Below are 23,373 nucleotides of genomic sequence, written 5' to 3' on the forward strand. Positions count from 1 at the left end.
AGTGCACGCGGTGAACAGCGGGATCCATTGGTCACGCCTGGGTTCGCCCTGTTTTGTAGAAGATGTATGGCATAATCGCCACCCACAGCAAAAAGACCACCCAAACCCGGCCTGCCAAGAGATTGTAGTCCTGGAGCAATCTCGCCCAGGAGTGTCCCGCAACATAGTGACCAAAAGAGAACTCAAAGATAAGAGTGAGAAGCAGCCATGAGAGGCCAACCATCCAGACCTGGGTCAGCGATTTCAGGGGCCAGATGCGGGAAAATACCCAAACGGCGAGACCGGTAAATAATATACCTGTCAGGGTAGAAATCTGGTGAGCAGCCAGTTCTGCTACTCGCTTGCCATAGGTTGCCTCCCTCAGCAAACCATTACCGATAGCGACTAGCATAAGCACAAACCAGAAAAAAATATGACGTATAACCATGTTCTCGCGCTTCATATTTCTGAATTGAGCCGCCCTAAGCGTAAAAAATTTACCGGGTAGCCATCATCAACATGCGTGTACTCAGTTTGCCTACAGGGGCAATGTTGCAAACGCCGGTGACACTGCCATCGGTGCCCGCGAAGCGGCGCTGGTGGTGTACGGAAGAGAATAACAGCATATCTCTCAGAAGCCACCGTTAAGGTTACGCTATGAGGTTCGCAGGATTTGAGCACAGGATATTGCCCGAGTGGGGCTCCACTGAGTGGCGCACGCGTCGATTTTATTCCTATGGGCAACTTACTTGCCACTGGAAAAAGGCAGCTATTTGCCGAGGCGTATTCCACAAGATATTGCCGATATCAACAAAGCACAACGGAATAAACCCTACTATTTTGTGGTTAATATGCCTGTTTTTCGACCCACACTTTCAGCCCCGCGCCCGGTCCAGAGGTGCCGGCCCAGCCCGGATTTGACAAACCCACGGGCTCAGACTTGGATAATCAGAGTCGCCAGTCACCGCTTGTTCTGTACGGTGCGAGATACCTTCCGGCATACTCCCGGGCAAGTCGCCTGGATGTCATCAACTGATCATCGGTCAACGTTTTTTCCAGCCGTTCTTTCCCTGCCACTCCCTCCGTATCCCCCTGGGCTGCCGAGAGCGAGTACCAGACGTGTGCCAGAACCAGGTCTCTGGGCACCCCTTTTCCCTCGGCATGCATCCCGGCGATGACATTCTGATAAACGGGATATCCACGCTCCGCCAATCCCCTGAACTCCCGGTAGGCCGCAACGTAATTGCCTCGCTCAAGATGCGCGCGACCGACCGCACTGTCGGTCGCAATGGCTGGGTACAAGGGAAAGACAAGCATGAGTAATAGGAATAAAAACCATCTATCCATTGGCGACCTCCCGCCAGGCTGGTCTTACACATCCGATCGGCTTATGTAACCAAATATAGGAAACCTGGATTCAAACGCTCGCAGAAATATTGCCCTGCCGCTCTTTTTCCTTGTCCGGGTGGCCTGCCAACCTATTGCAAAAAAGTCAGGTAAGGTGGGCCACCCAAGCGGCGCACTTCCCGGCGAATATCCTGTGCTCTATTGCTTACGTAATCAGATGGCGGTGTCACCCGCATGCGCTTGGGATTCGGCAACACCGCTGCCAGCAATGAACTCTCATGCAGCGTAAGTCGATTGGCGGGTTTGCCAAACAGGCGCTGGCTCGCCGCCTCGGCCCCGTAAATACCGGGAGCAAATTCGGCCACGTTCAGGTAGACCTCCAGTATGCGCTGCTTGGGCCAGAGACTCTCAATCAACAGCGTCAGGTAGGCTTCAATCCCCTTGCGCAAATAGCTGCGGCCTCCCCAAAGATACAGGTTCTTGGCAACCTGCTGGCTAATGGTGCTGGCGCCCCGGACTCTTTTCTGTCTGGACGACAAGGCATCCATGATCGAATCCAGATCAAAGCCATAGTGCACGGGAAATTTCTGGTCCTCGGACGCGACAACGGCAATCGCCAGTTGCGGAGAGATTCGCTCAAACGGGGTCCAGCGATAGTCAATCTCGCTATCAGACTGCCAGCGTTCGGCCAACATGAAGGCGCTGGTGGGCAGAGCCATCCAGCGCCAGGGCAATACCGCCAGCACGCCAAGGAAGGCAACACCCAGCAAGAGCAAGAAGATCCAGCGCAGTATTCGATACTTCCAGCCGGGCTTGGAGCGCCGACCTGTTTTACTTGACCACATAATCATATCGAAAGGCGCCAGCGCCCCTTGAGGAATGTTTGCAAGGCGCAACCCAACCCCATGCCCTGGATTCCTGCGTAATCTCGCACATGCCGCACCCAGCTGCCATTGAACAGCAAATAATTGTTTAAACTACTTGGTCACAGTGACAGGTCGTTGTCGACTATTCCAGGGAAATTTCACCATCAACCACCCAGGTCAGACCCAACTCCGCGATTTCCAGGGTCATCTTGACCTTGAAGTTTTCGTTACCCTTGATCGCACCCGAGTTCATGGCCTGATTCACGGCGTTTTCAATTTCCCGTTGCGAGGTAACACCAACCTTTTTCAGAAATTTACGCATATCCATATTGAACTTGTCGTCGTTCATCTGTTTGCTCCTGTCAGGTTCGGTTAATCAAATTTGTCCGATACCGGTAACCATAGCATTTCAATGGGCGATGAAGGTCTCTCCAGAAATCTATTGCGATAAGACAACACCGTGTAGAGCGGCAGGCATAGGCAAGAAAATAAATCTGCCCCGTTTTCCGTGTTGAACCGGACAACCGCTGCCGAACATCAATACCAAAAGTCCTGGCCATGTTAACTATAATTCAGTGCAACCGGTTTGATTTTCTATGGATAAATAGTCGGAAGCCGGTTACAAGATCCAACAAAAAGATCAGCCCGGTGCTATCACTCTTATCCACAATACCACTAATGGGGATGGGAGCGTTCGGCATCGGGAGGGGATTGCGACCATAACCGGAGAAGCGATCAAGGAAGAGCTCAATGACCAGAATCAAATTACTCGTTTATTTGATTGGCTTGCTTTCGGCACTACCGGCTGGGGCGCAATATTACACCAACTATCCGACACTCGATAATCCAAGTCATTACCTGGAGAGCTACCACGGAGACATCCGGGTCCGTGAAGATCAGACTCAGGCAGCGTTCCTCCTTGTTCTCCTGAATCTGCTGAGTCCAATAGAAGGGATCAGGCAAGACGACATGGTGCCACCTGGTGACCTGAAAGCCATTGGGCTGACAGAGCGCCTTTACGGCGTAGCGGAACTTAACAAAGACATACTCCCGCGTGCACTAACGGCTATACGTGACGAGATCGATATCCAGCAAGAGGTCTACAGGATACTCCCCGATCGGCTCATAGACATGCAGCGAAGCATTGCCAGTAAAATAGGCGAGCAGCCAAACCTGGAGGACATCACAAAATTGGCGGCGATATCGTTCGTTCATCCAGACCCGCTCATTCGCATCGCTTCAGCACCACTGCTGATCGTACTCACCGACGGCGAACAGGAAGCCCTGGAAGAGCTCAGGCGCGGGACGCAGCTAAAGGACCAGCGATTGTCGCTTCTTGCCACCACGCTTCTGGCCCGATTCAAAGCAAAAGACTCAGCACTCGAAAAGCTGACAGAGGAGCAGAAGCCAGGCTCAGATCCAACAGAAAACCCGCATTCTACCTTGGTGATTCATGGCACCTGGGCTAACGATGAAAACTGGTGGCGGAACGGCTACCCTTTCTTTGAGTACCTGGAACATGAGGTACAGATGGATGACCTGTACATTGGTAACAAACCTTTCGCATGGACGGGAACCTGGAGTCACGATGCGCGTAAACAGGCCGCCACAGAACTCGCGACTTGGGCAACTAAAAACAAAAAGGCTTGTCTGAATATCGTTGCCCATAGCCATGGGGCTAACATTGGATTCATAGCATCCAGCGGTATTCCCTTCGGCAGAATGATCCTGCTGTCAACCCCGGCTCACCCCCACCGGTATAGCCCGAAACCTGAAAATTACCAATCGATATTCTCACTGCGGGTCCATTTGGATCTTGTGGTTCTTGCGGACGGGGGTGGAAACAGATTTCCCGCCAATTGGAGTGGCGTAGAAGAAAAATATATCGGCTGGTTTAATCACTCTTCGACCCACTATGAAAGTCGGTGGGAGAAAAATAATGTTCCGAGCTGGCTTGCTACCGACAAAACCTGTCAATGAGCATTCGTGGCCTGTGACACCCAGATTAGGCCCGGCATTTCGTCCTTCGCAGGTATGACCATGTAGCTGTCATCTGTTTGTCTAGTACATTGGGTTTCCATTCCTTGTTTCACCTGGAACCTCCTGTATTGAATCCCAATGCTCAACAATTTTTCCGTTATCGTCAAAACGGAAAAAATCCATTGTCACGTATTGTTCATTGCCTGGCCATGTCTGATGAGTGTGAAGCGCCACCAAATCATCCTCGGCCACTGCTCTGACAAATTCGATGCTTTTATCAGGATAATCCCGTGCCATTTCTTCGAAGTAGTCGATGAACGCCTGCTTGCCATCCCCAACCAGTGGGTTGTGCTGTATGTATTCTGCACCGACATAATCCTTGACAGCCCTGGACGGATCTCCCAGGTAAGCGGTGCGATAAAATGCAATAGCATTTTGTTTATTTGACTCCAGGTCGTGATCCATTTCTTTTCTCCGACTTAATATTTACGACAGCCCGTTGGTTGAGATAAGCCCGTTAACTCCAACTAAATTCCATTCGCCCCCCATAACCGGATTCGATATCGTTAGCCATGACGTTCCAGTCACTCGCCTCTGTATAAAATAGGTGCCGCCTTTCACATCTGCACGTCGGTAGCGCATGTTTCGCAATCCTTTGTTTATTATGCGCGATAATTGCCGTTGGCGAGTTGGTTATAATTACAGGAATCCCAACGGGTTTGCATTCGTGATTAACGTGATGTTGGGGTTCATTCCTCACCCCAACCTACCGGCTTCATTTTATAATCAATCGTCTGCAGCAACCCTGGTCAAGGCTGGATCACCAGGACGAACATCCGCATATGGATTGATGCCAAACCAACTCAACATGGTTTTTGACAGCTGTTTATTGCCTTGCGTATCTATTCGCTCATCATCTAATGCAGCCTGCAGAGCCAAGTCCCCCTCCCAGACTTCCACCATGGTACGGAGTGAACTGCGGATATAAAGATCAACGTCCATTCCCGGATTATCGGTACAGAGGTCGACACTGTCGGCGCGCACGATGAGCCACCAGTTGTTGTAGCGTTTAATGTCGTTAAAGATAAAACAGAATATGGTTTCGCCATCCGGTAGTTCGTCTATCTGCAGGCGACGCTGGATGTCCCACATAAGAAATTCAACATCAAGTTCTTCCTCACGCAATTGACCACGCGCCCAACGCATACCCCATACAGCAAGATTTTCTATCAGTGGTTTTAGTTCCTTGCCGGCAGGTGTCAGGAAATATTGATGTCCTTTACGGCCGTGCTGTGTCTTACGCACAACAATGCCGGCATCTTCGAGTTGCTTCAGTCGCTTGGTTAACAGTGAGGGTGATATTCGAGACAGGCCGCGTTGGAGTTCACTATACCGATGTGAACCAAGGAACAGTTCGCGTAGAATAAGTAGCATCCAGCGCTCACCGAGTAATTCGGTCGCCTTGGCGATGGGACAGAACTGCCCATAGTCCATAGTGCCTCCCAGCCATCAGTCGTTGCAGGTATCAAATAGTCTACTACAGATTTTGTAGTGGTTTACTACATTCCAAGACGTATAAGGGTAAACAGTGTTTGCATAATATTTCTCCATCGACACGATAAGTCGATTTAAACCACCAAACACCTTAGGAGAAATATCATGGCCCATACTGCAAAAAAAATTGACCACCTGGTAAATGGCGTTGATACCCAGCGCATTGTAGAACTGGCAACCAACATGTCACGGGACGAAAACTACGGAAAGTTTCGATTCCGCGCCAAAAACGAGTGGATTAACGGCAGCCGCAGTCGCACCGCTATCAAGAGCTTCTACGCAGGCAATAGTGAGCAAGCGGAGCGTATACAAGTGTTGACCGTAAATGCTGACCAGCCTGTATTCCTGGCGGGGCAGAACACGGCGCCGAATGCGGTTGAACATTATCTCAACGCCCTGGTCAGTTGCCTGAACACGACCGTGGTTGCCCATGCTTCGGTACAAGGCATCCCAATCGAATCACTCGATATTTCCGCTGAAGGCGAGATGGATGCTCGCGGTTTCTTTGGCGTATCAGAGGATGTCAGCCGTGGATATCAAAAAGTTAATGTCGATATCCGGGCTAAAACGCCCGCTGATGAGGCAACTATCGGGAAACTGATCAGCTTTTCTCCGGTTTACGAAATGGTATCCAGGGCCATCCCGGTTGAAATTAAAATGACCATTCAGTAATAACTATCAGGCGTGGTATTAACGCGGTTGGTGGTAATCGGGCCCAACGAGTAGTTGCACTTCATTTATCATCAACCGCGTCTATTTAACCAGTTTTCCGTGTAATTCCCCCATTTTTAACCATAGTTAAAAGTAGAGGGTTAAGCGGCCTCCAACAACTTGCGCGGCGGCATGCCGCCAATCGCCGTATGCGACCGTTCATTATTGTGTGTCCATAACCATCAAGTGGCGAGTAATTGCACATGTTCAATGCTTTCAAAACTGTGCATATCCATCCATTCATGCCTGACGGTACGGTTGATTGAGCCCGTAAGGTTGGGTAAGGAACGAGCCTCATCCTGCGGGCTTATATCAAATATCAATAGAGTCTGACCCCATTGATTCCCGTCCGCGTGAATTTGCCTGGTTAGGTGACATTTCCTCAAAAACCAAATCTCAAAATGCAACGAACGCTTTTTCTGGCCATCTTGGCAGTCATATCAGGAATCGAAATCAGGAGGCATTTACCGAGCTCACGAACTCTATTCCAGAACCAAGGCAAGACACCCGCAGTTTCATTTTTGCAACCAATTATTTGACCAACTGTGGTGCTTATTCCAGATCTGATTAAACAGCCAGTGATCGGATCGCCACCAAACATATATGCGGGAATTAGATCAACTATTTGAGATTCCTCAAATAGCGCATTCAATGGGTAGTTGATGGTTTCTTCTTGACCAGTAATTTCATTTTTAATCACAATTTGTACGAATGGACTCGGCACTTCGTCACTATCTGGATCGTGATCCGGATTCGGTATTACTGCCACTGTGGCTGACAATGGTTCGATTTCTTCACGAGTTTCGATATTTCTCTTTAAGGCTGAAATATCAAACTTAATGCGCCCTTCGACAAATGCTCCGTCATCCCAGCCAAGTGACAATTCATACTCCTCATCGCCCCTCTGGACGGTGAACTTTGTAAGATTTTGCATATTATTCTCCCTGAAGGACCAAAAGGGTCAGACTCGATTGATTCTGTATTTCTCAGACCTTCTATCACCGCCCTTGGGCTTCGGCTCTACCCGTCGGTCTAATTTCTTTTGGATGCGCTGTTTAAACCGATCATTGCCCAGTACCCACGCTTTGTTAGTCGCTTCTCGAATTGCGTTAAGGTTATCATTCGGTATGCGATGCTTGAAAAGTTGGCAGTAGGCGGCTTGCCGTTCTCCAACCCTCTTCCCCAAACGTCTGTATTCAAGGTGCGGAGTCATTAGCATATCCGGTTGTCCCAGCGCGTTGTAATGATAGCTTGACCAGCGGTAATCGGACGGATGTGCCACCATGCCCGCTCGTACCGGGTTTAGTTCGATGTAGCGCATGCAAGTTAACAAATAAGATTCACTATCAATCAATGTGGCCTTGTAGCGCCCTTCCCATAATGTGCCGGTACGCTGGTAACAATAGTTGAAGTACTGGACATAGTAACGTCCCACTTTCTGCATGGCTTTGGAGAGCCCTTGCTCTGTATGCGGGGTGATCAGCAAATGTACGTGATTGGTCATCAGCACATAGGCATGAAGATCGCAACTGTGGGCCTTGCAGGCTAACTGGAGTTTTTCCAGATAGAAATGGTAGTCGGCATCGGCACAAAAGATTTCGCTTCGATTGTTGCCACGGAGAATAACGTGTTGTGGTTGGCCTGGTATTACGAATCGGGGTAAGCGCGCCATTTTCTTGCTTCTGTTTCAGTTGATACAGGCACTATACTGCGCCTTTGATCAAATAACAATCGAGTCTGACCCCATTGATCTGGGGACGTAGCGCAGCGTAGTACCGGTCGGCTTCACCTATTGGTTAGATTTCTTGCTTTTATTATAGCGTCGATTGCTCGTACTTCTGGGCTTTATTTTTCTTGGCTTTTGAGGTTTCGCCTTTTTCTGGGAAAACGCTTTTCCTATATCCAAAGCTTTTGCAATACCAGGATTTATCATTAACTTATTTGCCGCTTTAACCTTGGGAGCGATATTATTTGGCGATCGTTCTCTATAAGACCAGTGGTAGTATCCCTCGCCAGAATCTTCTGTCTCTTCGGAATACCCAATAATATTTACATCATAAAAGAACTGCAGGAGTGATTCTGAATCGTGCAAATATTCTTTAGCTCGAATTCTCTCACCTTTAGCCCACTTGTAAAATTCGTTATAAGCTTCATCAAACTCATCAAACGAGAACCGGGCCTTTCCATTTAGATAATGGAAATATTTCAAATATATCCTGAAGTCTTCCTGCGTCATATAGAATGCAGAATAATTTCTTGCTTCTCCAAGCAAATAATCCGAAAAAGCTCTTGCAAACTTAGCGTTGGCGTGAAGACCATCCTGAAAGACTGACCAATCACCTTTGCCGGCGGATATCTGAATCTCCCTCGTTATTTTTATAAACGTGAGAATGTCACGAGGTTTCTGGAAAGTCTGCCTTAATAATTTCTTAAAAACGAGGCCGCCAAGATCCTGATCTCTATAATAGTTATTCCATGCATCTTCAGGTGAGGATTCAAAGGTCTGTTGTCTAGAGAAGTATCTACCACTTACCTCAAAAAGCGGTGAACTCTTATATTCTATCTCATTTGTGGCCCAATCTAAGTAAACAGTATTATCTTGAAGCCTAGAGTTAGAGTTATAAACATTTAGTGCGTGAAATACATCCGGGCGAACAAGAAGTACTATTTTAATTCGCCCCTTTGAATCTCTAATGCCATTAAAGAACTCTGTATTGAGTTGCCACGCGGCTTCAGATAATCCTTTTATACATTCTAGATATTCTCTGTATGATACTCTTTCAGGACGATAATCAATCCCGTCAACGAAAAGCACATGATTATCTTTTAACTTAAGAGACGAAATGGCGGATTTTAATTCCATTTCTGTTTCTAAAAGGTGGTGTTTTAACCTTGGGGTTTTTTCGGTCTCGCTTGACGCTTCCGACGCACCCGCCTTAGCGACCCCTTTTTGACCTAATTCTAGATCAAACTTGTCGCTCGTAATCGCCTCAAACGCGCTTTCTATCTCAGGGTTAAGCGCATTCTTTGTCCACATCTCGATACTTTTTTCTAGATTATTATATTTCCCGGTAATCCGTGATAAGACACCTTTAGACTTGTTTATGATAAGATGACCAGCGAGGAAAAGTAACATTGATCGCCATATATTGGCGTAGTCACTATACTCAAGCTTTCCAGCTTTTTTTAAATTTATAAATCTCCCATACTGCGTTTCTGTCATCGTAGTTACTTGACATTTGTTATTATCTAAAGTGTTATTTTCTAAATAAACAGCATATGCTGTTTTCCCGGCTCCCTTCTCTCCCATCAAGAAATATGTTGAAGGGCTCAAGCACCTCTCCAAAGAGTCAGTAATCAGAAATAATTTGTTGAATAACTCCTTTTCTTTTCTTGATCGGTAGTTGAATGCATCGTTAAAGGGCTCTTGTAAAGCTCGTAATGATTTCCATGGTTTATCTATAGACATTTTGATCCTTTTGCATCCTCAAAATCTAACGCCTAAAGCAGCCGAGCGCGCTTTTTGCGCGTGATCTTCCCCCGATAAAACGGACACATGAATTATCACGCTGTCATCGCTTCATATTCCGCGGGTGCCAGGTACCCGATCCCTGAATGCATCCGGCGGTGGTTGTAAAATCGGTTGATGTAATAGTTGAGAGCATACCTGAGTTCCTTGTCATTATGAAACACATTCCCTCGGATCAGTTCGGCCTTCAAGGTATGGAAAAATGATTCCATATGGGCATTATCGGTACAACACCCAGGCCGGTTCACACTGGGCCGCATACCCAGCCTCTTCAGTTCATCCCGAAAGCGATGCGAGGTAAATTCGATCCCCCGATCTGTATGGAAGATCAGGCCCTCTTTTACCTCCCGATCCCTTACCGCATTTCTCAATGCCGACAAGGTCAAATCAACCGTTCGGTGGTTGCTCAATGACCAACCCAATATCCGTCGACTGTAGACATCCAGTACCGTCGCCAGATAGCGCCATTTCCCGGCCAACTTGAGATAGGTGACGTCTGCTACCCACACCTGGTTGATGGCTGTCGGGGCCGGCTCTTTCAAACGAAGATTCTCGCCACTGGCTACGAAGCGCTTCAGGCCGGGACAACGCCGGGTAACCCGGACAACCCGTCCTTGAAGCTGCTTTTCGCGCATCAGGCGCTCTACACGCTTGCGCCCAACCAATACCCCCTGCTGCTTCAACGCCTGGAATACTCGTGGGCTCCCATAAACGCCCTGGCTTTCTTCATGGATGGCCTCTATCCATTTCCCCAACGCTGCATCTTCCTTGCGCCTCTGTGAGGGTGACCGCTTGAGCCAATCATAGAATCCACTCCTCGACACTCCCAGCCAGCGACACAAATAGCTTATTCCGAGTTGCCGGTTTCTCGCGATGAATCGATATCGTTCTGATGTTCCTCCGCAAGAAACCGTTGCCACTTTTTTAGGAGATCATTCTCCTGTTTCAGGCGGGCAACCTCTTTTCGCAGTTTCTTCAGTTCATCCAGCTCCTGTTTCTCCTTTTTGATGCTGGTGACTTTTCTACGCTTGTCTGTCACGATCTTTCCTTCCCGGTACTCTTTTCTCCATCGTGACAGCATAAACGGGTGAATGTCGAGCGTCTCGGCCACCTCCTTAACCTGCACACCCTCAAGGTGACTGAGCTGTACTGCTTTGGCCTTGAACTCCTCCGTGTATCGCCAGGTCTTCCTCGGTTGATTGTATCTTGGCATTGAACACCCTCCTGTTAGAGATGAGTGTCCGTTTTAGTGGGGGATGTTCAGCGTCGGCTGACTTTACTGGTTATGTTGCTGTACATACAGGTTGTACTCACGAGCCCATTCCTTGAATGCCATACGCGCATCTTGATTTTCACTTCCCTGAATATCGTTGCATGTACCTCCAAAGACTAGCGGCCTCTCTTCGGGTGGACTACTGCCCTTATAACCAGGAATACCCATAAAACAGTCAGCAATAATTATTAAACGATGATCACCTCTCCCAATTGCCTTTTTTGCAGCCTCTACTGGACTTGTCTTAACAACTTCACTCCAAGTACCAGGGTAATTTTCCCATGCTGATATTGAGCCGCAATAAATGAACAATATAACTATGAATATGTACTTCACCTCACAAATCCTTCTGCAACATAACGCCATGCACAACGGCGGATTTTGAGCGCAGCGAAAAAGACGTCCAGCGAGTGCAACGAGCGCTGTTGCTGCACCTTGTTAGAGCCCTTCGATATGAACATTTTTGGCCACATACTCTTGGGCCCAATTAGTAAAGCTTTTGATTTCATCAGACTCTATACGCTCGAGTTTTTCGCGATTATTCATTGCATCTGCAATGGCTAGGCGAGCCTGGTCTTCTGCCTCTATATCCACGAACCGATCTGCTTCTGAATTGAAATGCTTGATGTTGTTCTTATACACGTTAGCAATTTTCTTCCATTCTTTGATTTCAAGATCTGCCTCCCCTTGCGCCTGCCAAATTATTTTTGCATTCTCGATATTTTCCTGAAAAGCATCTTTTTTCTGAAGAATACGCACGTACTTTCCGTAGAGTTCCTCAGCTACAGCGGCAAGATTAAGCGCTGCTAGAAACCGACCATGGTTTAAAAACTCGTTGATCGCAGCATCCAGAAACTGATCAGCGATTTCTAGCTTGTCATATGTTTCCATTCTTTTTGCTCTAACGCTAAGTTAATTCGCCGCCCGGCACGCCAAAAAAAGACCATGCAGGTGGTCGTTCAATGTCGGGCCTAAACTGCCCCAGTGAACTGGCGCGGTCGAATTCAACGTCTTGTTGCACACCTGCTCCATACGCTGAAATGACCTGTGTATTCCCTATATAGGAATTTTTGCCACGGGTACTTCTGAAATGTGACAATTGCCTTCCGCATTCAGGGCAACAACGTACCTTCTTGTCCACTTCGTATGCACTTTCCGGCTCGGCACCGAGCGCTTTACGGGCCGTCTCTCGCTTTTCACTCGCCCCGGATACATAAAGGCCGTAGTAACGCACCAAATGCCTCCCTTTCACCGGTACATGCGACAGTACACGACTGATGAAATTCGATTCAGACAATGCCATCACTTTGCTTTTTCCGTCCCGGTGATCCTGATACCGAAATCTCACCCCTTTCTGATCGCTACTGATCAACCGCCGATCATTGATCGGCCCACCACGCACATAGCGTGACAAATAGATGGCCACCCCATCACCGTGTCGATAACCACCCTGGATATGAACATTCCAGTTCTTTTTCGCCACCCGGGTCAAGGCCTTTTTCCAATCCCTTTCACTCCAATCCGGCGGTAGTTTCAATGCTCCCTCCGCATAAGCCTCATTCAGCCAACTCAACCATTTGCCGCGAAACTTGGCTTTGAGCACGCCAACCGGCAATAGAAAGTCTCGCCTGGCAGCCTCCCAATCGCCCTTGGCATTCAGACCGCCACCAATGACCAGCATGTGAATATGCGGGTGAAAACTCAGCGTCCTTCCCCAGGTGTGCAGCGATGCCAAGATGCCCGGCTCCGCGCCCAGATAGCGCTCATCCGCCAACAACTGTCGTAGTGTCTCTGAGGCCGCTTTAAATAGCCGGTCTGTGCACCATGCCCGGTTGTAGTGCCACAGTGCGTTCAGTTCATGCGGTAAGGTGAACACCACATGGTAATGGTTGCCCGGTAACAAGCGCGCCTGGATCTTCTCCAACCAGTCATGGGTGAGGCCATTGTTACAGCGGGGACAACTGCGATGACGGCAAGAGTGATACTCCATCTCCACATGACCATCATCCCGGCACAGCCATTCCTCATGACCTAACTCTTCACTCTGGCAAGCCATGATCGCTTGCGCCGCACGGTGTTGGTCAAGACTCAATCCATGATCCTTTTTATAGTGATCAAAACCGCTCCTGAATATCGCTCTGAGACTCGCTTCCATGCGCAGATACCTGTCTTGTTAATCTTGATGGTAAGCACTATATTCTCTATGTAATACAGTTACTTATCTTCCTTTTATTTGTGCAACATCTGATTATACATCCCGAGAATTTATTGAATAATACAGCGCGAGACAATATTGTAAAACTCGACATTTTGTTCTATGCATTATCTTGCCTGTTTTAACTGAGATAATTCGTCTAGATAACTGATTTGGAAAGACATTTCGCATCCTTCTTGACGGGATTAAACCCAGTGGGTTTACGACGCGGCCTACCGATGACTCGGTGAAGACATGCTCAAAGATTGAAATGATCCGCATCCAGGTGGGCGGGGAATGCTTCCCGGTAGCTCATCAGCTCGGCGTGATTGAGCTGGACAGTGAACAGCCCCGCCTCACTGCCGGCGTTCAACAGCTCCTCGCCCTGGGGTGATATCACCACGCTGTCGCCACTGTAGGCAATGTTGTTGCCGTCTTCGCCGACCCGGTTCAGCCCGGCGACATAGCAGAGGTTCTCGATCGCCCGGGCCGGCAGCAGTCGCTGCCAGTGCATGCGTCGCTTCTCCGGCCAGTTGGCGACATAGAGCAGCAGGTCGAAGCTGCTGTTGTTGCGGCTCCAGACCGGGAAACGCAGGTCATAGCAGACCAGCGGACAGATGCGCCAGCCGTTGAGGGTAACTACCAGCCGTGCATCACCCGGCTTGTAGTGGCGGTGTTCCTCCGCCATGCGGAACAGGTGGCGTTTGTCATAGAAGGCGAAACTGCCGTCCGGGCGCATCCAGATCAACCGATTGAAGTAGTGACCGGCATCCTCCAGGATCAGGGAACCGGCGATCACCGCCCCACTCTCCCGCGCCATGCGGGTCATCCAGTGGATGCTCTCGCCGGTCATGGTTTCGGCCAGTTGGAAAGACTCCAACGAGAAACCGGTGCTGAACATTTCCGGCAACAGGATCAGATCGGACGCCGGCGCCTGTGAGATCAACACCTCGAAGTGCTCTCGGTTGGCTTCCGGCTCCTGCCAGTAAATGCTGTCCTGTATCAGGGTAAGGGTCAGATCCTGCACAATAACTCCGCTGCTCTGATGAGGGTTTCGTCCTCTTTGGCAAAACAGAAGCGCACATAACGCGCCGCCGGCGGCTCTTTATAGAACACCGAAACCGGGATTGCCGCCACCCCTTGTTCCCGGGTCAGCCACTCCGCCATGGCCAAATCTTCCTGGTCACTTATTTCACTATAATCCATCAGCTGGAAAAAGGTGCCCTTGGCCGGGGAAAAATGAAAACGCGAACCGGCCATCTGCTCACAGAACAGGTCCCGTTTGCGCTGATAAAAGGCGGCAAGTTGCTGGTGGTGTTGCGGGCAGGATTGCATAAAATCCGCCAGGGCGAGCTGGATCGGCGTTACCGCCACAAAGGTGACATACTGGTGCACCTTGCGCAGTTCCGCGGTGAGCGCGGCCGGGGCAATGCAGTAGCCGGTTTTCCAGCCGGTGACGTGGTAGGTCTTGCCGAAAGAGAAGACCACGAAGGCGCGCGCCGCCAGCTCGTCGTGTCGCAACAGGCTCTGATGGGTCGCGCCGTCATAGACCAGATGCTCGTACACCTCGTCGGAGAGCAGCAGGATATCGGTATCCCGCACCAGCTCGGCCAGGGTCGCCAGATCCTCCGCCAACAGGGTTGCCCCGGTCGGGTTGTGGGGCGAGTTGAGGATGATCATACGGGTCCGGGGCGTGATGGCATCCTTGACCCGTTGCCAGTCGACAGCAAAGTCCGGCGGCAACAGCGGCAGATGCACCGCACGGCCGCCACTCAGTTCAATGGCCGGCTCATAACTGTCGTAGGCGGGATCAAACACAATCACCTCGTCCCCCGGCCTGACACAGGCGGTGATGGCGCAGTAGAGCGCCTCGGTGGCACCGGGCGTCACCGTGACCTCCCGGTCCGCCGAGACCGGGCGGCCATAGCTCTGCTCGATCTTGGCGGCGATCGCCTCGCGCAGACGGGCAACCCCGGCCATGGGCGCGTACTGGTTATGACCCTGCCGGATGTGATGATCCACCCGCTCCAACAGCGCCCGGGGGGCACTGAAATCGGGGAATCCCTGACCCAGGTTGATCGCCTGATGACGGTTGGCCAGCTCACCGATTACGGTAAAGATGGTGGTGCCCACTGCCGGAAGTTTGCTATTAATGGTTATGCTCATGGTCTGGACAGGCTGTTCGGATTGATGGCCTAGTTTGCCAAATAGTCATGCCGGGTGATAGCTGAACCGTTGTAGATTTCCTATCCTATGAAGCATATGCAGAATAAACATAACAAACCGCTGCTTGTCGTTGAAAATCTGTTGCACAGCTACCGTGAAGGGGGCGACAGCCGACCTATCCTGAACGGCATTGATCTGCAGGTGGCGGAGCACGAGTGTATTGCACTGCTCGGCAGAAGCGGTTCCGGCAAATCCACCTTGCTGAATATGCTGGCCGGCATCGATACCCCGCAAGAGGGCCGGATACAGGTGATGGGGCAGGACATCAACGCCCTCTCGGAACGGGACCGCACCCTGCTGAGGCGCCGCCACATCGGCTTTGTCTACCAGTTCTTCAACCTGATCCCGACCCTGACCGTTGCCGAGAACGTGGGTCTGCCGCTGGAGCTAAACGGACTCAAGGAACTGGAGATCAGTCGCATGGTCGGCCTGATACTTTCCGATGTGGGGCTGGGTGATCGCTGGAACGCCTTCCCCGACCAGCTCTCCGGTGGCGAACAGCAGCGCATTGCCATCGCCCGCGCACTGATTCACAACCCCACTATCGTGCTGGCCGATGAACCCACCGGCAACCTGGACGCGGAGACCGGCGACCAGATCCTCGGCATCCTGATCGGCCTCTCAAGACAGCTCAAGCGCACCCTGATTATCGTGACCCACAGCCTGGAAGTGGCCGAACGGGCCGACCGCATCCTTACCCTGAGCGACGGAATATTGAGTGAACGGGGAGAGCTCCTTTGGTAGGCTCCCGTCTCTGGCGCGCCGGTTTCCGTCACCAGCAGCGACATGTCTGGCAGTCCATCCTGTCGGTACTTGGCATCGCCCTGGGGGTGGCAGTGGTGATGGCAGTGGGGTTGGCCAACCAGAGCGCCAGCCGGGCCTTCGAGATCACCATGGAGCGGATCTCCGGCCGCGTCACTCACCAGATTATTGCGGGATCGGCCGGACTGCCCGAGCAGCTCTTCACCGACCTGAGACGACAATACCCCTATCTTCCCAGTGCCCCTGTGGTGGAAGGGGTGGTGCGCATCGACGAGGAGCAGCTGACCCTGCTCGGACTCGATCCGCTGTCGGAGCGTCCATTCAGAAACCTGACCCTGAATGCCCCACCCAGAGTGCAGAATCAACTGTTGACCAGCCGCGATGGCTTGCTGATCTCAACCTATAGCGCCCAGCGACTCGGACTGGACACAGGCAGCCGTATCACCCTGGATATCGCCGGCACTATTCAAGAAGCAGAGATTCTTGCCCTGTTCGGCGACCGCCGGGAGGCAGCGCTGGATGGTGTGCTGGTAACCGATATTGCCGTTGCACAGACCCTGTTACAGCAGTTCGGCAGCCTGGACCGGATTGACCTCGCGTTGGATGAGACGCAAGCCGCCATGTTGCGCGACTGGCTACCCGAAGGCGTCCGGCTGGTGGAGACCGAACGGCGCACCGCCGCCATGGCCGACATGAGCCAGGCATTTCAGACCAACCTGACCGCCATGAGTCTGCTGGCCCTGCTGGTGGGTGGATTCCTGATCTACAACACCGCCACCTTTTCGGTTCTGCAGCGGCGCCGCCAGTTCGGTATCATGCGCCTGCTGGGCGCCACCCGGGGTGAGGTATTCCGCGCCATTCTGGCGGAACAGATGCTCATCGGTCTGATCGGCACCCTGGTGGGCATGGGAGCCGGCATTCTGCTGGCCCGGCAACTGCTCTGGCTGGTCACCCGCACCATCAATGATCTCTATTTTGCCCTGACCGTCAGCCAGCTTGATCTGGCACCTCAGATCCTGTTGACCGGCTCCCTGCTTGGTCTGCTCACCACCTTTTTTGCCGCCTCCGTGCCGGCCTGGGAGGCCACCCGTTCCAGCCCCCAAAGCGTTAACCGCCGCTCGGTTATCGAGCGGCGCAGCCACCGCGCACTCCCCTGGCTGCTGCTGATCGGGATAGCCGGCATGGCCGGGGGGGCGCTGCTGGTGCAAGCCTCGGAACGCAGCCTGCTGCTGGGATTTGCCGCCCTGTTCTGCTTCATCATGGGCTACTGCCTGCTGGTACCGACCCTGGTGCCGCCACTCTCCCGGCTGCTGCAGCATCCGCTGAAATGGCTGTTCGGTACCATTGGCCGCCTCGCCTCCCGGGGCATCGATGCCACACTCAGTCGCACCGGCCCGGCCATTGCCGCCCTGACGCTGGCCATTGCCGCCACCATAGGCATGGGCATTATGGTGGAGAGTTTCCGCGACACCGTCGGCCAATGGTTGGCCCAGACGGTACAGGGGGATATCTATGTCACCGCCACCCACAGCGCCTCCAAGCGCGCCTCGGCGCCCCTGCCCGACTGGCTGCTGGAACAGGTTGAAGCGCTGCCGGGGGTGGAAGATCTGAGTAGTGGTCGCCATGTCACCCTGGAGAGCGAGAATGGCCCGGTCAACCTGCTGGCCATCGGCCTGGCGGCCCGCAGTTATCGCGGTTTCCATTTCAAGGGCGAGACCCTGCCCGATCTCTGGGAGCGCTTTGCCACGGGTGATCTGCTGCTGATCTCGGAGCCCTATGCCTACCACAACAGGCTCGAGGTCGGTGACGCGCTGCCTCTGCTTACGCCGGATGGCGTGGTCAGATTTACTATCGGCGGTATCTTTTTCGACTACGGCTCGGACCGGGGACTGGTGGTCATGCCGAGGGATCGCTACGCCGCCCTCTGGCACGACCAGCAGATCACCACCCTCGGTATCTATCTGCAGGCAGGAGAACCGATCGAACCGCTGCTCACCCGGATCAAACAGCTGGCCGGCCAGTCAGAACGGCCGCTGCGGGTGCGGGCCAACCGGGAGATTCTGGAGCAGTCGCTGGAGATCTTCGACCGCACCTTTACCATTACCCGGGTGCTGCGCCTGCTGGTGATCGCGGTGGCCTTTGTCGGCATTCTCAGCGCCATGATGGCGCTGCAACTGGAACGAGCCAGGGAGCATGCCATCCTGCGGGCCACCGGCCTGACGCCGCGCCAACTGCTGGGCCAGATCAGCCTGCAGACTCTGTTGATGGGGCTGATGGCCGCGCTGCTGGCGATGCCGCTGGGCTGGCTGATGGCGGAGATCCTGGTGCATGTGATCAATCTGCGTGCGTTCGGCTGGAGCATGCCGAGCCAGCTCTCGCCCACCATTCTGCTGGAAGCCACCGGCTTCGCACTGATCGCCGCGCTGCTGGCCGGACTCTATCCCAGCCTGCGCATGGCGCGCACGCGCCCCGCCCTGGCATTGCGGGAGGAGTAGTATGAAGTGGCTCTGCTTTTTACTGCCGGCGCTCCTGCTGACGGGTTGCACCGAACCCCCGGCACCGGCAGCCAAACTCTCGGCAACCGGGCTGCTCTCGACCGTGGATCAGACCGGCTTTGCCCGTGCCACAGCGCCACGGGAATTCAGCTTTCCCCGGGATCATGGCGGACATCCTGAATACCGCAACGAGTGGTGGTATTTTACCGGCAATCTGCAGAGCGACAGTGGCCGCCGCTTCGGCTATCAGGTCACTTTTTTCCGTTTCTCCCTGACGCCGCCGGGCAGCGTGAAAAGTGATTCCAGTTGGGCCGGCAATCCGGTCTGGATGGCCCACGTGGCGATTACCGATGCCAACGGCCAGCACCACCTGGCGGAAGAGCGGCTGGTCAGGACAGGTCCCGGACTGGCCGGGGTGGAGACGGAGCCGTTCAGGGTCTGGGTGGAAGACTGGCAACTGGACGGGACCGGATCGGCATTTCCCTGGGTTATCAACATCACCGCCAGGGAGTTCAACATAGCCCTGGAGTTGGAGGGCGAATCTTCAGTCGGCGTCATATTGCAGGGCGACCAGGGATTGAGCCAGAAGAGTGCCCAGCCGGGCAACGCCTCCTACTACTACTCCTACCCCCGCATGCACACCACCGGAAACATCACCCTGGACGGCACCACATTCAGGGTGCAAGGGAATTCCTGGTTCGACCGGGAGTGGGGCACCAGCGCCCTCTCCCCGGATCAGACCGGCTGGGACTGGTTCTCGCTGCAGCTCAGCGGCGGGGAAAATCTCATGTACTACCAGTTACGGGACGGTGAAGGCAAGCCCGATCCCTTCAGCGCGGGCACGCTGGTCTCCGCCATTGGCCAGTCGAAGCGGCTGACTCCCGATGATGTCGAGCTGACAGCCGAACGCTGGTGGCAGAGTCCGGCCGGAACGCGTTATCCCGTTGAGTGGAGCCTGCGGATAAAATCGCAAAACAGGACACTGCGGGTTAAACCGGTACTGGATGACCAGGAGATGAATCTGAGCGTACGGTACTGGGAAGGCGCGGTGGACGTATATGAGCAGAACAGACTGACAGGCCGGGGCTATCTGGAGATGACCGGCTACTGAGCGCGGCGCGATCTGGGCAGTCATAACGAATTTGGGCGATTACCCTAGGTAGGATGGGCAAAGCACAAGGTGCCCATCATCCCCTTGTCGGGTTACGCCTTCGGCTAACGCGACCTACGGTAACTGGAGGGGCAAAGCCTGGGTGGCAGATTTCACTGGTAGCACGAATCACCCCGCCACGGGCACCGGTCGACATCCCGCTTTCACTGGCGGCCGCCGCATCCCGACTCCGTTCCTGCGAATAAAATCACCCTCCCGGCCGGCGCTGATTTGAAAAATAAAAATCTCTCCACGAACACTTGAAATCTACATCCGCTGTCCCTAACTCATAGTCAAGTGGATGCCGCGAGGATTCACGAAACCGTGTGGTTCAATCGAACACACTTGCTTGAAAATATCGCTTGAACAATGAGGATATCACTATGAGAGCTTATGATCTTTCACCCCTGTTCCGCAGTGCCATCGGTTTTGATCGCCTGGCCAACACCCTGGAATCAATCCACAACTCCAACGTCAGTGGCGGCTACCCGCCCTACAACATCGAGTTGGTGGATGAGGATCACTACACCATTACCATGGCAGTCGCCGGCTTCACTACCGATGATCTGGAGATCGAGGTCAGGCAGAATATGCTGCACGTCTCCGGTCAGAAACAGGAGGACGAGCAGTCCAACCGGACTTTCCTGCATCGCGGAATTGCCAATCGCAGCTTTGAGCGCAACTTCCAACTGGCAGACCACATTCGGGTCGAGAGCGCCATCATTCAGGACGGTATGCTCGAAGTGAAACTGATCAGAGAGATACCGGAAGAGATGAAACCGCGCCGAATCGAGATACAGAAGCGTAGCGGAAACGTGATCGACAGCAAGGTGGAAGCTGCCTGATCCGAGTGACTCGGGCCCGGCCAGATGGCCGGGCCCGATTATTTCTGTCCCAGTTGCTTCAGGTAGACCGCGATCTTCGAAGCCTCCTGTTGCGGCATTTTTTCAAAACTGGGCATCGCGCTTTTCTCTTCCGAGCCCGTCTGTACCTTATGGATAATCTGCCATACCGAGAGATCAGTATCCCGGTTGGCTGGAACACCTTTTAGAAAGATACCGGTGCCATCCTCTTTATGACAGGATGCACAGTGATACTCATAGAGCTGCTGACCCGTTTTCAGATCGGGGTGATCATGCTGATCACCACTGCAGCCGGCAATCGCAATTGCCATTAAAAGCAAAGATAAAATCGCAATGTTTTGCAACACAACGCCCCCCTTTTCCCCGGAACACCAGACACCCACCTGACAAGGTCTCTTCTTCCATTAAAGAACCAGGCCACCCCATCTCAAAGAACTGAATTCCCGTTCACCAACGGCAACAGGACTACTTTTATTCCACTCGCACCAGTAAATCAACCCAATAACAATTCTCAGAAAAAGCCTAAAGAATTATTCATTCCGGCCGAAACTGAGATATGTCATTAATATGAGCAGGAACAGTGGCCACCCCCCCTCTCCGAAGCCGTGCCTTGAGGAGAGGCCTTGAATCACCTATGTATTGAAATTTCGGAATAAAAACAAACAACCGGCGTGTGCCCCGGCACATACCGATGTTGATGTACGCCTCATAAGTGACTGAGCAACAGATGACCAAGAATGTAACAACAACCCATGTCAATTGCCCCCCCAGCCCCCGGAGGTAACAAAATGAAATTACTCAATAAGATATCCATCAAGGCACGCCTGATCTTCCTGGTCTCGTTTGCCGTACTGCAACTGGCGACGGTTGGGCTATTGAGTATCAGCGCCATGAACAACGCCGAGTCCGGCCTGAAAAGCGTTTATGAAGACCGCCTGATCCCGACCGGTCAGCTCAGTAAAATCATTGACCTGATGCGGTCAAACCACAGTGAGCTGCTGCTGGCCCTGCAACACGCACCGGATTCCCATACCCTAACCCTGCATGATCATCCGGTAACCCGGCATATTGAAGCTGTTGATGCCAATATCGCCACTATTTCCAGCACCTGGCAGGCCTATCTGACGACCTACCTCACGCCGGAAGAGAAAGTTCTGGCGGAGGATTTCGCTAACAAGCGGGCCATCTTCGTGCAGGAAGGGCTTAAGGAGGTTGCCGACTTGATCAGGGCAGGCAGATACGAAGCCGCCGACCTGCAGTTGCTGAACCGGACCGGCCCCACATTTGAGACCGCTTATGCCGCCGTGGAGAAACTGTGGCAACTGCAGCTGGATGTCGCCCAGGCCACCTATGCCGACACCGTGAATCAGAATCAATCTGTTCTGAATATCTCGATTGTCTTGATGATCGCCGGTGTTATGTTGCTCAGCCTGCTGGCCCTCCTCACCATCAAGGGTATCAGCAGTGCGGTGAGTCAGTTGACCGAAGCATCCCGAAAGATGGCCGCCGGCGACCTGACGGTGCGCAGCCAGCATGAATCCCGTGACGAACTGGGCGAAATCGCCAACGCCTTCAACACCATCTGTGACAAATTCAGAACGGTTGTGAAGGAGTTGGGCGGCACCACTATCCAGCTCGCCGCTGCGGCGGAAGAGACTTCGGTGATCACCGGAGAGTCCAGTGTTCGCATCAAGCAGCAACAGTCGGAAACCGAGCAAGTGGCCACGGCGATGACCGAGATGGCCGCCACGGTACAGGATGTGGCACGCAATGCAGCCGAGGCGGAACAGTCAGCCCTGCAGGCCGACACCCTCACCAACAACGGCCGCGCGGTGGCGGAACAGGCATTGAATGCAACCCGTGATCTGGCCCGCGAAGTGGAACAGGCGGCCCAGGTTATTCACAATCTGGAAGCGGACAGCAACACCATCGGTGGCGTGCTGGATGTGATCCGGGGTATTGCCGAGCAGACCAATCTGCTGGCACTCAATGCCGCTATCGAGGCGGCACGCGCCGGAGAACAGGGGCGTGGATTTGCCGTGGTCGCCGACGAAGTACGCACCTTGGCAGGCAGAACCCAGGAGTCGACCCAGGAGATCCAGTCCATGATTGAACGGCTGCAGCACGGCACCAAGGAGGCGGTGACCGCGATGCAGCGAGGTCAGCAGAAGGCGGAACACAGCCTTGCCCAGGTGGAGCAGGCCGATCAGGCGCTCAATGAGATCAATCAGGCCGTCTCGCGCATCAAGGACATGAACGCCCAGATTGCCACCGCCGCTGAACAGCAGGGCGCGGTGGCCGACGAGATCAACCGCAATATAGTTTCGATTAATGACCTTTCGGTTCAGTCAGCCCAGGGGGCGGAACAGACGGCGGTTGCCAGCACACAGCAGGCGCAACTGGCCGCCGACCTGCAGGCCATGGCGGGGAAATTCCGCACCTGA

The 23,373-nt window shown here is 52.9% G+C and carries 23 protein-coding genes and 1 pseudogene; 7 read left to right on the top strand and 17 right to left on the bottom strand.

The window, feature by feature from the left end:
• Positions 1 to 31 precede the first annotated feature (31 nt).
• From ACHZBF_RS11160 to ACHZBF_RS11175, 4 genes are all read right to left on the bottom strand, one after another.
• Positions 32 to 442 carry a hypothetical protein gene (locus tag ACHZBF_RS11160; RefSeq protein WP_321528435.1) on the bottom strand — a complete coding sequence of 137 codons (411 nt, stop codon included), beginning with the start codon at positions 440 to 442 and terminating at the stop codon, positions 32 to 34.
• A 485-nt stretch (positions 443 to 927) separates the two neighbouring features.
• Positions 928 to 1,281 carry an SEL1-like repeat protein gene (locus tag ACHZBF_RS11165; protein ID WP_394707568.1) on the bottom strand — a complete coding sequence of 118 codons (354 nt, stop codon included), beginning with the start codon at positions 1,279 to 1,281 and terminating at the stop codon, positions 928 to 930.
• A gap of 176 nt (positions 1,282 to 1,457) precedes the next feature.
• Complete coding sequence (mtgA, locus tag ACHZBF_RS11170) at positions 1,458 to 2,171, bottom strand: monofunctional biosynthetic peptidoglycan transglycosylase (RefSeq protein WP_321528437.1); 714 nt, start codon at positions 2,169 to 2,171, stop codon at positions 1,458 to 1,460.
• Between the two features lie 163 nt (positions 2,172 to 2,334).
• Complete coding sequence (locus tag ACHZBF_RS11175; protein ID WP_321528438.1) at positions 2,335 to 2,541, bottom strand: DUF6494 family protein; 207 nt, start codon at positions 2,539 to 2,541, stop codon at positions 2,335 to 2,337.
• 401 nt (positions 2,542 to 2,942) lie between these two features.
• Between ACHZBF_RS11175 and ACHZBF_RS11180 the strand changes: the two genes are divergently transcribed.
• On the top strand, positions 2,943 to 4,172 hold the full coding sequence (locus ACHZBF_RS11180; protein ID WP_321528439.1) for a lipase family protein: 1,230 nt from the start codon (positions 2,943 to 2,945) through the stop codon (positions 4,170 to 4,172).
• An 81-nt stretch (positions 4,173 to 4,253) separates the two neighbouring features.
• Here ACHZBF_RS11180 and ACHZBF_RS11185 read toward each other — a convergent pair whose 3' ends face one another.
• Both ACHZBF_RS11185 and ACHZBF_RS11190 read right to left on the bottom strand, forming a co-directional pair.
• Entirely contained in the window at positions 4,254 to 4,637 is a 384-nt protein-coding gene (locus tag ACHZBF_RS11185; RefSeq protein WP_321528440.1) for a nuclear transport factor 2 family protein, read from the bottom strand.
• A gap of 321 nt (positions 4,638 to 4,958) precedes the next feature.
• Entirely contained in the window at positions 4,959 to 5,666 is a 708-nt protein-coding gene (locus ACHZBF_RS11190; RefSeq protein ID WP_321528441.1) for a winged helix-turn-helix transcriptional regulator, read from the bottom strand.
• Positions 5,667 to 5,831: 165 nt separating this feature from the next.
• Here ACHZBF_RS11190 and ACHZBF_RS11195 point away from each other — a divergent pair, with 165 nt between their 5' ends.
• The gene (locus ACHZBF_RS11195) at positions 5,832 to 6,398 is read left to right on the top strand and encodes an OsmC family protein (RefSeq protein WP_321528442.1); all 567 of its coding nucleotides are present in this window, start codon (positions 5,832 to 5,834) and stop codon (positions 6,396 to 6,398) included.
• A 140-nt stretch (positions 6,399 to 6,538) separates the two neighbouring features.
• Here ACHZBF_RS11195 and ACHZBF_RS11200 read toward each other — a convergent pair.
• The 10 genes and pseudogenes from ACHZBF_RS11200 to ACHZBF_RS11245 form a co-directional block, all read right to left on the bottom strand.
• Positions 6,539 to 6,697 (bottom strand): annotated as a pseudogene (locus ACHZBF_RS11200) (integrase core domain-containing protein); the annotation flags it as partial.
• Positions 6,698 to 6,819: 122 nt separating this feature from the next.
• Positions 6,820 to 7,371 carry a hypothetical protein gene (locus ACHZBF_RS11205; protein WP_321528443.1) on the bottom strand — a complete coding sequence of 184 codons (552 nt, stop codon included), beginning with the start codon at positions 7,369 to 7,371 and terminating at the stop codon, positions 6,820 to 6,822.
• A gap of 27 nt (positions 7,372 to 7,398) precedes the next feature.
• On the bottom strand, positions 7,399 to 8,109 hold the full coding sequence (locus ACHZBF_RS11210) for an REP-associated tyrosine transposase (RefSeq protein WP_321528444.1): 711 nt from the start codon (positions 8,107 to 8,109) through the stop codon (positions 7,399 to 7,401).
• 117 nt (positions 8,110 to 8,226) lie between these two features.
• Positions 8,227 to 9,906, bottom strand: coding sequence for a P-loop ATPase, Sll1717 family (locus ACHZBF_RS11215; protein WP_321528445.1), 1,680 nt, complete (start codon positions 9,904 to 9,906; stop codon positions 8,227 to 8,229).
• Between the two features lie 95 nt (positions 9,907 to 10,001).
• A protein-coding gene (locus tag ACHZBF_RS11220) for an IS3 family transposase (protein WP_321528446.1) occupies positions 10,002 to 11,179 on the bottom strand; the annotation gives its coding sequence in 2 pieces (ribosomal slippage) (positions 10,002 to 10,894 and positions 10,894 to 11,179; 1,179 coding nt in all).
• A gap of 63 nt (positions 11,180 to 11,242) precedes the next feature.
• Positions 11,243 to 11,575, bottom strand: coding sequence for a hypothetical protein (locus ACHZBF_RS11225; RefSeq protein ID WP_321528447.1), 333 nt, complete (start codon positions 11,573 to 11,575; stop codon positions 11,243 to 11,245).
• A gap of 102 nt (positions 11,576 to 11,677) precedes the next feature.
• Positions 11,678 to 12,130, bottom strand: a complete 453-nt coding sequence (locus ACHZBF_RS11230) for a hypothetical protein (RefSeq protein WP_321528448.1) — start codon at positions 12,128 to 12,130, stop codon at positions 11,678 to 11,680.
• 16 nt (positions 12,131 to 12,146) lie between these two features.
• Complete coding sequence (locus ACHZBF_RS11235; RefSeq protein WP_321528449.1) at positions 12,147 to 13,394, bottom strand: IS91 family transposase; 1,248 nt, start codon at positions 13,392 to 13,394, stop codon at positions 12,147 to 12,149.
• Positions 13,395 to 13,692: 298 nt separating this feature from the next.
• The gene (locus tag ACHZBF_RS11240) at positions 13,693 to 14,460 is read right to left on the bottom strand and encodes an amidohydrolase (RefSeq protein ID WP_321528450.1); all 768 of its coding nucleotides are present in this window, start codon (positions 14,458 to 14,460) and stop codon (positions 13,693 to 13,695) included.
• Positions 14,448 to 15,599 (bottom strand): pyridoxal phosphate-dependent aminotransferase, encoded by a 1,152-nt coding sequence (locus tag ACHZBF_RS11245; protein ID WP_321528451.1) that lies wholly within the window; start codon positions 15,597 to 15,599, stop codon positions 14,448 to 14,450. The genes ACHZBF_RS11240 and ACHZBF_RS11245 overlap by 13 nt, the downstream gene beginning before the upstream one ends.
• Before the next feature lie 96 nt (positions 15,600 to 15,695).
• Between ACHZBF_RS11245 and ACHZBF_RS11250 the strand changes: the two genes are divergently transcribed.
• From ACHZBF_RS11250 to ACHZBF_RS11265, 4 genes are all read left to right on the top strand, one after another.
• Complete coding sequence (locus ACHZBF_RS11250; protein ID WP_273437227.1) at positions 15,696 to 16,403, top strand: ABC transporter ATP-binding protein; 708 nt, start codon at positions 15,696 to 15,698, stop codon at positions 16,401 to 16,403.
• Entirely contained in the window at positions 16,397 to 18,916 is a 2,520-nt protein-coding gene (locus tag ACHZBF_RS11255) for an ABC transporter permease (RefSeq protein ID WP_321528452.1), read from the top strand. The genes ACHZBF_RS11250 and ACHZBF_RS11255 overlap by 7 nt, the downstream gene beginning before the upstream one ends.
• A gap of 1 nt (position 18,917) precedes the next feature.
• Positions 18,918 to 20,027 carry a lipocalin-like domain-containing protein gene (locus ACHZBF_RS11260; protein WP_321528453.1) on the top strand — a complete coding sequence of 370 codons (1,110 nt, stop codon included), beginning with the start codon at positions 18,918 to 18,920 and terminating at the stop codon, positions 20,025 to 20,027.
• Positions 20,028 to 20,449: 422 nt separating this feature from the next.
• Entirely contained in the window at positions 20,450 to 20,911 is a 462-nt protein-coding gene (locus tag ACHZBF_RS11265; RefSeq protein ID WP_321528454.1) for an Hsp20 family protein, read from the top strand.
• Positions 20,912 to 20,949: 38 nt separating this feature from the next.
• Here the strand turns inward: ACHZBF_RS11265 and ACHZBF_RS11270 are convergent, their stop codons facing one another.
• Positions 20,950 to 21,240, bottom strand: a complete 291-nt coding sequence (locus ACHZBF_RS11270; protein WP_321528455.1) for a c-type cytochrome — start codon at positions 21,238 to 21,240, stop codon at positions 20,950 to 20,952.
• Positions 21,241 to 21,717: 477 nt separating this feature from the next.
• Between ACHZBF_RS11270 and ACHZBF_RS11275 the strand changes: the two genes are divergently transcribed.
• On the top strand, positions 21,718 to 23,373 hold the full coding sequence (locus ACHZBF_RS11275) for a methyl-accepting chemotaxis protein (protein ID WP_321528456.1): 1,656 nt from the start codon (positions 21,718 to 21,720) through the stop codon (positions 23,371 to 23,373).

This window comes from Sedimenticola selenatireducens (genome assembly GCF_963675335.2).
In the GTDB taxonomy this organism is placed as follows: Bacteria; Pseudomonadota; Gammaproteobacteria; order Chromatiales; family Chromatiaceae; genus Sedimenticola; species Sedimenticola selenatireducens.